The following is a 12,215-nucleotide window of genomic DNA, read 5'->3' on the forward strand; positions in this document are numbered from 1 at the left end:
CAAGCCTTTAATTCGTAGACTGACGACCAAGCAAAACCAACGAATAGTGGATTCATCGTGATGGTCGCGGACAAATTACGAATTGAGTATATGACTGCATAAAAGTCTAAAACAGTGATAAATCCATTATCTAAAAGAGCGTAAAATAAAATGGACGTCGATAACTCCATCGCAACACTTTCAATTTCTTGGTTTAGTTAACTAAGAAATTGAAAGTGTTTTTTTGATGGGAAAAACATAACCTTGACGTATATCAAGGTTATGTTTTAAAAAAGATCATTTAATTGGAAAGGCTGTTTCTGATACAATAGATTAGCAGGCGTTACCATCTTTATAGTGGACAAGAAGAAGCAATCAGAAAGGCCAAGAACAAGAAAAGCGGTTTCAACCAAACATCTGATTGAGACCGCTTTTCGTTATTCTTTATTCTGAAACTTTGGTTGCACTTTATCTTGCTTCCGGTCACGTCTAAAAATAAAGCCGGCGACAAAACCGAGACCGCCGAGAAACAGCAGCAAACCGGCTATAAACTGCATCCATAAAAAAGGAAATGGAGGCTGCAAAATACCAAAAAGCATGTCGCGCATTAATTTAATCCCCACTCCGGCAAGAAAGCCAGGAACGACGAGAATAAGTAAAGCAATGATGCGGATCATTGATCAAAACCCTCTTTCAAAAAGTCTTATTCACAAATCATAACGCACCCGTATCATTTGTCAAGAAAGCCTCGTCAACGTTAAAACAACAAAAAATTCACTTATTACATGACATAGTTTTTAAAACCGTATACAATGATAATAGGATATATATAAAGGGGCGAATAAATGTGGTAAAAGAATACGATCTTGTCATTTTAGGCGGAGGAACAGGTGGCTATGTATCAGCAATTCGCGCCGCACAAGCTGGGCTTACAACAGCCATCGTCGAAAAAGAAAAGCTAGGCGGTACATGCCTTCATAAAGGCTGTATTCCGACGAAAGCTTTGCTTAGAAGTGCGGAAGTGTTTAGAACAGTTAAAGAAGCGGCTGTGTTTGGTATAGAGACAGAAAATACATCGCTTCAATTTACGCATGTACAGAAAAGAAAAGAAAAAATTGTTCAGACGTTATATAACGGGGTACAATCATTAATGAAGAAAGGTAAAATAGACATATACAGCGGTGTTGGTAGATTACTTGGCCCATCTATATTTTCACCGATGGCGGGCACGATTTCCGTTGAAATGAACGATGGGACAGATAACATCATGCTTGTACCTAAACAGGTCATTATTGCGACCGGTTCCCGGCCGAAAACATTGCCAGGTTTTGAAGTGGATGAAGAATGGATTTTATCGTCGAATGAGGCACTTCAACTTAAAAAAGTGCCATCGTCTGTCATCATTGTTGGCGGAGGTGTGATTGGCATTGAATGGGCATCAATGCTTGCTGATTTTGGTGCAAACGTAACAATTATTGAATATGCAGACCGTGTGATCCCGACGGAAGATGAAGATGTTTCAGCTGAAATGGCCCGTTTGTTAACGAAGCGAGGCATACGGATTATGACCGGTGCAAAAGTGTGCTCGGATACAGTGGAAAAACAGCAAGGTGTGATTCGGGTAGAAGTGGAAATGAAAAATGGCCTACAATTAGTTGAAGCAGAAAAAATGCTTGTTTCTGTCGGCCGTGCTGCAAATATTGAACACATTGGACTGGAAAATACAGAAATTATCGTTGAAAATGGATGTATTCAAGTGAATGATAGGATGCAAACAAATGAATCTCACATTTATGCGATTGGCGATGTGATCGGCGGGCTGCAGCTAGCACATGTTGCATCTTATGAAGGGATCACAGCAGTGGAACATATAGCAGGAGGGGATATTCATCCGATTGATTATACGACAGTCCCCAAATGTATATATTCAAGCCCTGAAGCCGCGAGTGTTGGATTGACTGAACAGGAAGCTAGAAAAAAAGGGTTTCAAGTGAAGACAGGTAAGTTTCCGTTTCAAGCGATTGGGAAAGCACTCGTTTTTGGTGAAAATGATGGATTTGTGAAAATTGTTGCGGATGAAAAAACGAATGATCTACTCGGTGTTCATATCATTGGTCCGAATGCGACAGAGCTTATCTCAGAAGCAGCACTAGCACGCGTTCTTGATGCAGCAGCTTGGGAAGTGGGCACGATGATCCATCCGCATCCAACATTGTCTGAAGCGATTGGCGAAGCAGCGCTGTTAGTCGATGGCAAAGCCATTCATATGTAAAAGGAGAATAAACATGGAAAATAGGCATAAAAACATAGGATTATCTGATGAAACAGTGCTTGCGATGTATGAAACGATGCTGCTTGCGCGCCGGATCGATGAGCGTATGTGGTTATTAAACAGATCGGGCAAAATCCCGTTTGTTGTATCTGGACAAGGACAGGAAGCTGCACAGGTCGGCGCTGCATTTGCACTCGACCGCAGTCAAGATTACATATTGCCATATTATCGGGACACTGGCATTGTGCTGGCGTTTGGCATGACGGTTAAAGAATTAATGCTGTTCGTATTTGCCAAAGCAGAGGATCCAAACTCTGGCGGCCGGCAAATGCCCGGTCATTACGGACAAAAGAAAAACCGGATCGTCACAAATTCATCGCCAGTTACGACACAGGTGCCTCATGCAGTAGGCATTGCGCTCGCCGCAAAAATGGAGAAAAAAGACTATATATCATTCGTTACGTTCGGTGAAGGATCATCCAATCAGGGGGATTTTCATGAAGGAGCGAATTTTGCAGGGGTTCATAAGCTCCCGGTTATTTTAATGTGTGAAAATAATCAATATGCGATATCAGTGCCGGTAGACAAGCAGCTTGGTTCTGCCAAAGTGTCGGATCGGGCTATTGGATACGGGATGCCGGGATATACAATTGATGGGAATGATCCGCTTGAGGTGTATCAGTATGTAAAAGAAGCGGCGGACCGTGCACGACGAGGCGAAGGGCCGACATTGATTGAAACGATGATGTACCGTTTGACACCGCACACATCCGATGACGATGATCGTTCGTATCGTACGGCAGAGGAAGTGGAAAAAGCGAAACTGGAAGACCCAATGATTACATTCCGTACATATGTGAAAGAAACGGGTGTATTAACGGATGAACGGGAACAGCAAATGGAACGTGACATCCAGCAATTGATCGACGAAGCGACCGATTATGCTGAACAAGCGCCGTATGCAAAACCGGAACAGGCACTCGACTTTGTTTATGCCGAAACAGAACAGGAGGGGACTCGATAATGCCTGTTATTTCTTATATCGATGCCGTTACAATGGCGCTCCGAGAAGAAATGGAGCGCGATTCGAATGTGTTTATGCTTGGAGAAGACATAGGGAAAAAAGGCGGTGTTTTTAAAGCGACACAAGGATTGTATGAACAGTTTGGGGAGGAGCGCGTACTCGATACGCCGCTTTCAGAATCTGCTATCGCAGGTGTTGCGATTGGTGCAGCGATGGTTGGGAAACGGCCTGTTGCTGAAATGCAATTTGCGGATTTTATCATGCCGGCTGTCAATCAAATTATTTCAGAAGCCGCCCGCATTCGCTACCGGTCAAACAATGATTGGGACTGCCCCATCGTCATACGTGCCCCATACGGTGGAGGCATTCATGGTGCGCTTTATCATTCGCAGTCCGTTGAAGCGATTTTTGCTAATCAGCCAGGTTTGAAAATTGTCATGCCGTCAACACCGTATGATGTGAAAGGATTGCTAAAAGCAGCGATTCGTGATGAAGATCCGGTCCTGTTTTTCGAACATAAAAAAGCGTATCGATCTATAAAAGGAGAAGTGCCAAATGACGATTATGTGCTGCCGATTGGAAAAGCGGACGTGAAACGAAAAGGGGACGATATAACCGTTATTACGTATGGATTGTGCGTTCACTTCGCCCTGCAGGCTGCTGAAAAGTTAGCGAAAGACGGGATCGAAGCGGAAATCGTCGATTTGCGCACGGTGTACCCACTCGACCAAGAAACAATCATTGAGTCAGCCGCGAAAACAGGAAAAGTATTGCTTGTGACAGAAGATAATAAAGAAGGAAGCGTTATAAGCGAGGTGTCGGCGATTATTGCAGAAAATTGCTTGTTTGATCTCGATGCGCCGATTCAGCGGCTTGCGGGACCTGAGATACCAGCTATGCCATATGCACCGACGATGGAGAAATATTTTATGATGAATCCTGAAAAAGTCGAGAAAGCAATGCGGGAGCTGGCTGAATTTTAACTGTTTGTCAGAAAGGAGTTTTTCAACATGGCGATACAATATATAACAATGCCGAAACTTGGGGAGAGTGTCACAGAAGGAACGATTACAAAATGGCTCGTGACACCTGGCGACCATGTAAATAAATATGATCCAATTGCAGAAGTATTAACGGACAAAGTAAACGCGGAAATTCCGTCATCATTTACAGGAGCCATACAAGAAATTGTAGCGAAAGAAGATGAAGTATTGTCTGTTGGAGACGTTATTTGCACGATTGAAACAGAGGAAGTACAAGCTGTCCAAACGCAAGAAGAAGTCACTCAACTGGAAAAAAAAGCTGCAATAGATAATCGTGCCCGTTATTCACCTGCTGTCTTAAAACTTGCACAGCAGCACGATATTGATTTAAAAGCAATGAAAGGGTCAGGAAAAGGCGGCCGGATTACACGAAAAGATGTGCAGACACTTATTGATGCTGGTGGACAGCCGCAATCTGTTCAAGCATTGCCTGCTCAAACCCAGCCTGTACGAAAGCAGCCACGCCTTGCCCAAACCCAGCCTATTGTTGTACCAAACATACGAAGTGGTGACGATGACACAATTATTCCGCTTGATAGTGTGAAACAAAGTGTTGCGGCTAATATGGTGCGAACGAAACAGGAAGTACCGCATGCGTGGATGATGGTTGAAGTCGATGTAACAAAACTCGTTGGATACCGTGATTCCATCAAGAAGTCATTTAAAGAAAATGAAGGCTATAATATCACTTATTTTGCTTTTTTTGTGAAAGCTGTAGCTCGAGCATTAAAGGAATTTCCAGAAATGAATGCTATGTGGGCAGGTGACCATATCGTCCGTAAAAAAGCCATTAATATTTCGATTGCAGTAGCAGCTGATGATAAATTGTATGTTCCTGTTGTAAAGCAGGCTGACGAGAAATCGGTGAAGGGCATTGCAAAAAATGTAGTTGACCTTGCGAAAAAAGCACGCTCAGGTGTATTGTCATCAGAAGATGTCAATGGCGGTACATTTACCGTGAACAACACCGGTTCATTTGGTTCCGTACAGTCAATGGGTATTATTAATTATCCGCAAGCGGCGATTTTACAAGTTGAATCGATTGTGAAGCGGCCGGTTATCATCGATGGCATGATCGCTGTGCGCGACATGGTTAACCTTTGCTTATCAATTGATCACCGTGTGCTTGATGGTCTTATTTGTGGGCGTTTTATGCAGCGCGTGAAAGAATTGCTCGAAAATGCGTCGGAAGAAACGATGCCAATCTATTGAAAAAAGGTGTTTTCTCAAGCGAGAAAACACCTTTTTTCATTATTTAAATAATCCAGCGATGGCATCTACAATCGACTGAAGGAAGTCAAGAATGGACTGAAGAATGCCTTGTCCTTCTTCTGAGCTTTTAAAGCTGTTCCATTGCTCTTTCGCTTTATCAATTTGCGAATTGACTTGATCCCAGTTAATGTCCAAGTTTTTCATTTTATCAAACAATGATGCGAGCTGATCTCGTTGCGCGTCGCTTAGTTGAATGTTCAATTCATTTGAAATATTGTTAATGATCACTTTAATTTCCTGAATAGTTTGTGGGTTTTGTACGGCGATTTCTTCCTTAATCCGTTCGATTAGATTCGTTGCTTCTTCCTGACCGATCTCATCGCCTAGTTTCGCTGTTGTGACCATTTCTTCATTTGCGACTTGCTTTTGCTCTTCCGGAATTTTTTCACCGGTTGTCGACTCATATGCTTTAATAATTCCAGTTAACGCAGCCGTACCGGATACATTAAACGGCGCAGTAATATAAATTTCTGCATCTTTTACGCTCGCTGTTGTCAATGCATTTGTATACATTTCTTTTGAAACCCACGTAATATTTTTCGTCTCGACATTTAAGCCGGCACCAGACTCAGCTGTTGTAATTTTACTAGAAGAAATCGCTTTCGTTCCGATTTGTGCTTTTGGAATGTAATCACCTAAATATTGATGTTCTTCTGCATTTGAAACAGTAATGGTCTGCACATCAGCAGGTACATCCATTTCTGTCAGCAGCTGTTCTTTTTGAGCGGGTGTCAAGTTTTCGCCAAGTGTCACAATGATGTCACCGGGTACGCTATCCGCTGAGACGACGGTCCCTAAACTGAAAATGGCAATAATAAGCAGGCTAAATAGTTTTCTCATTTTTTCGCTCCTGAATAAAAAATTGCTCTTTTTTAAAAAAGAGTTACCAATAGAATAGCATGTCCCTCATAAATTTTCACGTTTTGTCCCGTACACATTGCCTGCTCTATACCGTTTATAATACAATTAAGGAGAAATAAATATGTTTCTTTTTCGTGAATGCTTCAAATTGAAAACGATTTCATTAAAAGGGGTGGAAGCATGAAAGAACAGACCTTTTCGGCTGTTACATTGGAAGAATGGAAACAGGCTGCACAGTTGTCGTTAAAGGGGAAGCCATTGTCTAGCCTGTATACAAAAACGGCGGAAAATATTGAATTGAAGCCGCTTTACACGAAAACTGATGTAAAAGGGGTACAATCCTCGCTGCCAGGGGAAAAACCATTTACGAGAGGATTTTACCGTTTAGGAACATTTCCAAAACCGAAGATAGAATTAGCCATTGACCCTGTATCAGAAGGCGCAGCAGCAGGTATTTTTCCGTCAAAAGAAGTGTTTGAACATATACATAATCAGTCAAATATTACAATCAACACTGTACCTTATCACATGGCAGGCGCAAATGCTGTACAGGAACTGGCTGTTGCTTTATCCGAAGCCGTCTTTTATATGAAAATGGCAGCTAATAAAAATGAAACGGTCTCGAAAATGATTGTTCATTTCGCTGCAGGACCACGATTTTTTACGGAAATAGCGAAAATTCGCGCATTCCGGACGCTCTGGTCAGCAGTCATGGATGTATACGAACTAGATGAACAATCGAAGCCGGCAATCAGTGTGGAAACGAGTGAACAGACGTTATCGGCGCTTGATCCACACGTTAACATTTTACGTACGGGCAGTGCTGCGTTTTCTGCTGTGCTTAGCAATATAGATTACCTGCATGTCTTACCGTTTAATCAAGTGACCGGAAGTGCAACAGAGCTGTCTGAGCGAATTGCCCGTAATATTCCGCTGATTTTGAAACATGAAGCACATCTTGATAAAGTGATTGACCCAGCAGGTGGTTCTTATTACATCGAGTCGTTAACGAATGAAATCGGCCGTATGGCGTGGGATGAATTTGCCCGGATAGAAGAAGCGGGCGGGATTGAATATGCACTTAAAGCAGGGATGATTCAAAAAGAGATAGCGGCTGTACAGGTGAAACGGGAAAAAGAGATAGCGATCCGCAAACAGTTATTAATAGGTACGAATATGTATGCAAATATGACCGAAAAAAATGAATTTACCCAACAGAAAACAAAGAGATCAAACATGAAAGGCGAAAAAATTGTTGCGCTTACGCCAAAAAGATTGGCAGAGCCGATTGAGCAGCTTCGTCAAAAAGCAGCAGCGATCGAACAAACTGGAAAGTCTGTAAAGGTAGGCATTATTTGCCTCGGTAAGTTGAAAACAAACAAACCGCGTACAGATTATATAATGGGTATACTCGCTGTTGGCGGCATTCAGTCGGTACTGTCTGAAAATATTGAGACAGTGAAAGAAGCCGTCCAATTTGTTGAAATGAATGACTTTCCATACTACTGCATTTGTGGAGCTAATTCAACGTATGAACAATTTGGACTGGAACTGATAGAAGAGTTAAGAAAAGTGTCTCGGTCAGCAATCATTGATGTGGCTGGAAATTGGCAGGTGACGGGGGTAGATGGCTCCATTTCGGCTGGAGATGATATTGTGGAAAAATTATTGGCACTGCTTTCATTATTTGAAGGGGGGTCCGAACAATGAATTTAAAAGATTATAATCCATTTAAAAAAGGGGCCAAAAAACCACTTGATGAATGGAAAGCGGCGCTGGAACAGGATGTGAAAAAATCATTCGATGATTTGTCATTTGAAACGAATGAATCGATATGGCTGCAGGCTATTTATACAGAAGAAGATATAAAATCACTTGACCATATAAACGATTATCCGGGTATTGCTCCTTATACACGTGGTCCGTATCCGACAATGTATGTGAACCGTCCGTGGACTATCCGCCAGTATGCAGGTTTTTCAACGGCGGACGAAAGCAATGCGTTTTACCGGCGCAATCTGGCAATGGGCCAAAAAGGACTGTCCGTTGCGTTTGACTTGCCGACACACCGAGGCTATGATTCGGATCACCCCCGTGTCGTTGGCGATGTAGGGAAAGCGGGTGTAGCCATTGATACAGTGGAGGATACAAATATTTTATTTGGCGGTATTCCACTCGATCAAATGTCGGTGTCGATGACGATGAACGGAGCGGTTTTACCTATTATGGCTTTTTACATCGTTACAGCTGAAGAACAGGGCGTGACGCGCGCAAAGTTGTCCGGTACGATTCAAAATGACATTTTAAAAGAATATATGGTACGAAATACGTATATTTATCCACCGGAAACATCGATGCGGATTATTGCTGATATTTTCGATTATACATCAAAAGAGATGCCGAAGTTTAACTCGATCTCTATTTCTGGCTACCATATGCAAGAAGCGGGCGCAACAGCTGATATTGAACTTGCGTATACACTTGCGGATGGTCTTGAATACGTACGGACCGGGCTTGCTGCGGGCATTGATATTGATTCGTTTGCGCCGCGCTTATCGTTTTTCTGGGCGATCGGTATGAATTATTTTATGGAAGTGGCGAAATTGCGTGCGGCCCGCCGTATATGGGCGCAGCTGATGAAGCCGTTCAACCCGTCCAATGAAAAATCAATGGCCCTTCGTACGCATTCGCAGACGTCGGGATGGAGTTTAACCGAGCAGGATCCGTTTAATAATGTTACACGCACATTAATTGAAGCACACGCGGCTGCGATGGGTCATACACAGTCATTGCACACGAATGCTCTTGATGAAGCGATTGCGCTTCCAACTGATTTTTCGGCGCGCATTGCCCGCAATACACAATTATTTTTGCAGGAAGAAACCGGGATCACAAATGTTATCGATCCATGGGGCGGCTCATATTACGTAGAAGCGCTGACGAATGAATTGATGGAGCGCGCGTGGGCTCATATTGAAGAAATTGAAAAACTTGGCGGAATGACAAAAGCAATTGAAACGGGACTTCCGAAAATGAAAATTGAAGAAGCAGCAGCACGCCGTCAAGCTAAAATTGATTCCAGTGAAGAAACAATCATTGGCGTGAATAAATATCGTCTAAAAAAAGAAGACCCAATTGATATTTTAGATATTGACAATACAGCGGTCCGTTTGAAGCAAGTGGAGCGAATTGAAAAAACGAAAGCAAACCGTGATGAAGTAAAGGTAAAAGAAGCGCTAGCCGCCATTACAGCGTCCGTACAGTCCGGTGTTGGCAACTTGCTTGCACTCGCAGTAGCAGCTGCAAGGTTACGTGCAACTCTTGGGGAAATTTCCGATGCCGTTGAAGCGATAAGTGGAAGACATAAGGCGGTGATCAGGTCCGTGAGCGGTGTATACAGTGCCCATTTTTCCGATTCACAACAAATGGCGCTCGTCCAGCAACTAACAGCGGAATTTGAAGAGCAAGAAGGGCGCCGTCCGCGTATTTTAGTCGCCAAAATGGGACAGGATGGCCATGACCGTGGGGCGAAAGTAATTGCAACAGCCTATGCAGATCTCGGCTTTGATGTCGATATCGGTCCGCTTTTCCAGACGCCAGAAGAAACAGCGAAACAAGCAGTAGAAAATGACGTTCATGCAGTTGGCTTTAGTTCGCTTGCAGCTGGTCATAAAACATTGCTGCCGGCCTTAGTAGAAGAACTGCAGAAGCTTGGCCGTGATGATATCGTCGTGTTTGTCGGCGGTGTCATTCCAGCACAGGATTATGACTTTTTAAGAGAAAAAGGAGCAGCGGCTATTTTTGGACCTGGTACTGTTATTCCGGTGTCTGCACAGGTCATTTTAGAGAAAGTGTATGAGCGGCTTGGCTACGAGGAAGTGACAGAATGATGGAAGAACATCAACATGTAAGAAAAGGTGTGATGGCTGCGCATGATGGCATGATAGCGCCACCGCGGAAAATGTTCCGTAAAAAAAAATCAGTACTGCCGGATTTAAATGTGATGGTAAATGGTATCGTGAAAGGTTCAGTAAAAGAACTGGCGAAAGCGATCACGTTTATTGAAAGCAATGCAGATGATCATTACAAGTACGGGCAAGACCTACTGCAAAAGCTATTGCCTTATACAGGAAATGCAATTCGGATCGGGATCACGGGTGTACCGGGTGCCGGGAAGAGTACATTTATCGAATCATTTGGGATGAGGCTATGTGATGCGGGCCACCGCGTCGCTGTGCTCACCATTGACCCGAGTTCTTCTATTTCAGGCGGATCTATTTTAGGAGATAAAACGAGAATGGAGCAACTTGCCAAACACCCAAATGCCTTTATACGGCCGTCTCCATCAGGCGGCACACTTGGAGGTGTCCACCGTAAAACGAGAGAAACGCTTGCTTTATGTGAAGCGGCTGGATTTGACGTGATTTTAATCGAAACGGTCGGCGTCGGACAAAGTGAATTCATCGTCCGCAGCATGGTCGACTTTTTTATGCTGCTTGCACTGACTGGAGCGGGAGATGAACTTCAAGGGATGAAAAAAGGCATTATGGAGATGGTGGATGCTGTCGTCGTCAATAAAGCGGACGGCACAAATAAGTCCCTTGCTGAGAAAACGAAGCGGGAATACAATCAAATTTTGCATTTTTTGCAGCCGGCAACGAAAGGATGGGAATCAAAAGCGTATACGTGCTCAGCATTGAAAAATGAAGGAATCGATACGATCTGGACGATGATGAAAGAATTTAGAGATGTGACGGAAAAAAGCGGTGTTTTGATAGAGCGCCGTCGCTATCAGACGAAAGAATGGCTCCATACTCTTATTATGGAAAAACTCAAAAATCATTTTTACCGTCATCCATACGTCAAAGAACAGATAGGCCAGTTAGAGCAGGATGCAATGAACGGGGATATTCCACCGTCGCAGGCTGCAGAACAATTATTTAAACAAGTGTATGGAACAGAGTGAATCTATTAAGATGTTAGATCAAAAGCGAAACGTTCTGTTGCTGAGCTTTGAAGCTGCCAGCTCACGTCCGATGTATTAAAAAAGACCATCCGGATCAATCCGGATGGTCAAATACAGGGAGTGTAAGGGTATGGATTCAGTTACCTTATTACTTTACCCGCGAACGAAAAAGTTAAACATGCATTTTTTATTCTCGATTCATTTACTTCGTACAGTAGTCTATAATGTTAAAACGTATTTTATGAATAAATCAAGGAATGCCTGGTCCATTTCATTGTAATAAACGATATTTTCACTTATGATATATCTACTAACTAAATAAAGGAGAGATTAAATATGGGAATGGATTTTAATTTTTTCATGAACGATGTAGTCCGTCAGGCGCGCGATGAAATTAAAGCGGCTGGCTATACAGAATTAACAACACCTGAAGAAGTAGATGCAACGTTGAACGAAAAAGGGACGACGCTTGTGATGGTCAACTCTGTATGTGGTTGTGCAGGCGGCATTGCGCGTCCGGCAGCGGCACATGCTATCCATTACGATAAGCGTCCAGATCGTCTTGTGACGGTTTTTGCAGGACAGGATAAAGAGGCCACGGCGCAAGCGCGTAATTTCTTTACGGGCTATCCACCGTCTTCACCATCTTTTGCGATCATAAAAGATGGTGAAGTGAAGGCGATGGTCGAACGTCATGAGATTGAAGGGCATCACCCGATGTCGGTCGTTGAACAATTACAAACACTTTTCGATGAGTATTGTGAAGAAATTTAAATAAGAATGAAAGCCTTGCCCGGT

10 protein-coding genes are annotated in these 12,215 nt (G+C 43.2%); 8 read left to right on the forward strand and 2 right to left on the reverse strand.

The genetic code is table 11. The features are described 5' to 3' along the window. Positions 1–416: 416 nt before the first annotated feature. Complete coding sequence (locus tag AWH49_RS18080) at positions 417–656, reverse strand: DUF2627 domain-containing protein (RefSeq protein ID WP_018393869.1); 240 nt, start codon at positions 654–656, stop codon at positions 417–419. A 170-nt stretch (positions 657–826) separates the two neighbouring features. Between AWH49_RS18080 and lpdA the strand changes: the two genes are divergently transcribed. The 4 genes from lpdA to AWH49_RS18100 are packed head-to-tail and all read left to right on the forward strand — an operon-like array spanning position 827 to position 5,530. Further along, positions 827–2,251, forward strand: a complete 1,425-nt coding sequence (lpdA, locus tag AWH49_RS18085) for a dihydrolipoyl dehydrogenase (protein ID WP_063966848.1) — start codon at positions 827–829, stop codon at positions 2,249–2,251. A gap of 13 nt (positions 2,252–2,264) precedes the next feature. Further along, positions 2,265–3,275, forward strand: a complete 1,011-nt coding sequence (locus AWH49_RS18090; RefSeq protein ID WP_063966849.1) for a thiamine pyrophosphate-dependent dehydrogenase E1 component subunit alpha — start codon at positions 2,265–2,267, stop codon at positions 3,273–3,275. Further along, entirely contained in the window at positions 3,275–4,258 is a 984-nt protein-coding gene (locus AWH49_RS18095; protein WP_034286069.1) for an alpha-ketoacid dehydrogenase subunit beta, read from the forward strand. The genes AWH49_RS18090 and AWH49_RS18095 overlap by 1 nt, the downstream gene beginning before the upstream one ends. A gap of 27 nt (positions 4,259–4,285) precedes the next feature. Further along, the gene (locus tag AWH49_RS18100) at positions 4,286–5,530 is read left to right on the forward strand and encodes a dihydrolipoamide acetyltransferase family protein (RefSeq protein WP_063966850.1); all 1,245 of its coding nucleotides are present in this window, start codon (positions 4,286–4,288) and stop codon (positions 5,528–5,530) included. Positions 5,531–5,569: 39 nt separating this feature from the next. Here AWH49_RS18100 and AWH49_RS18105 read toward each other — a convergent pair whose 3' ends face one another. Further along, entirely contained in the window at positions 5,570–6,430 is an 861-nt protein-coding gene (locus AWH49_RS18105; RefSeq protein WP_018393864.1) for a DUF1002 domain-containing protein, read from the reverse strand. A 201-nt stretch (positions 6,431–6,631) separates the two neighbouring features. Here AWH49_RS18105 and AWH49_RS18110 point away from each other — a divergent pair, with 201 nt between their 5' ends. The 4 genes from AWH49_RS18110 to AWH49_RS18125 all read left to right on the forward strand — a co-directional run bounded on the left by AWH49_RS18110 (position 6,632) and on the right by AWH49_RS18125 (position 12,191). Next, a complete protein-coding gene (locus AWH49_RS18110; RefSeq protein WP_169816015.1) occupies positions 6,632–8,161 on the forward strand; it encodes a methylmalonyl-CoA mutase family protein in 1,530 nt (509 codons plus the stop codon). After that, positions 8,158–10,341 carry a methylmalonyl-CoA mutase gene (scpA, locus tag AWH49_RS18115; RefSeq protein WP_063966852.1) on the forward strand — a complete coding sequence of 728 codons (2,184 nt, stop codon included), beginning with the start codon at positions 8,158–8,160 and terminating at the stop codon, positions 10,339–10,341. The genes AWH49_RS18110 and scpA overlap by 4 nt, the downstream gene beginning before the upstream one ends. Further along, entirely contained in the window at positions 10,338–11,417 is a 1,080-nt protein-coding gene (gene meaB / locus AWH49_RS18120) for a methylmalonyl Co-A mutase-associated GTPase MeaB (protein ID WP_082862944.1), read from the forward strand. Before scpA ends, meaB begins: the two co-directional genes overlap by 4 nt. Positions 11,418–11,753: 336 nt before the next feature. Next, positions 11,754–12,191: a BrxA/BrxB family bacilliredoxin gene (locus tag AWH49_RS18125; protein ID WP_018393860.1), complete on the forward strand. Its 438-nt coding sequence runs from the start codon at positions 11,754–11,756 to the stop codon at positions 12,189–12,191. The last annotated feature ends 24 nt before the right edge of the window (positions 12,192–12,215 follow it).

This window comes from Domibacillus aminovorans (assembly GCF_001643235.1).
Lineage (GTDB): Bacteria > Bacillota > Bacilli > Bacillales > Domibacillaceae > Domibacillus > Domibacillus aminovorans.

Excerpts from the sequence above, each read along its gene's own strand:
- AWH49_RS18080 (WP_018393869.1), bottom strand. The coding sequence starts at position 656 with ATGATCCGCATCATTGCTTTACTTATTCTCGTCGTTCCTGGCTTTCTT.
- AWH49_RS18090 (WP_063966849.1), top strand. The coding sequence starts at position 2,265 with ATGGAAAATAGGCATAAAAACATAGGATTATCTGATGAAACAGTGCTT.
- AWH49_RS18095 (WP_034286069.1), top strand. The coding sequence starts at position 3,275 with ATGCCTGTTATTTCTTATATCGATGCCGTTACAATGGCGCTCCGAGAA.
- AWH49_RS18100 (WP_063966850.1), top strand. The coding sequence starts at position 4,286 with ATGGCGATACAATATATAACAATGCCGAAACTTGGGGAGAGTGTCACA.
- AWH49_RS18105 (WP_018393864.1), bottom strand. The coding sequence starts at position 6,430 with ATGAGAAAACTATTTAGCCTGCTTATTATTGCCATTTTCAGTTTAGGG.
- AWH49_RS18110 (WP_169816015.1), top strand. The coding sequence starts at position 6,632 with ATGAAAGAACAGACCTTTTCGGCTGTTACATTGGAAGAATGGAAACAG.
- scpA (WP_063966852.1), top strand. The coding sequence starts at position 8,158 with ATGAATTTAAAAGATTATAATCCATTTAAAAAAGGGGCCAAAAAACCA.
- meaB (WP_082862944.1), top strand. The coding sequence starts at position 10,338 with ATGATGGAAGAACATCAACATGTAAGAAAAGGTGTGATGGCTGCGCAT.
- AWH49_RS18125 (WP_018393860.1), top strand. The coding sequence starts at position 11,754 with ATGGGAATGGATTTTAATTTTTTCATGAACGATGTAGTCCGTCAGGCG.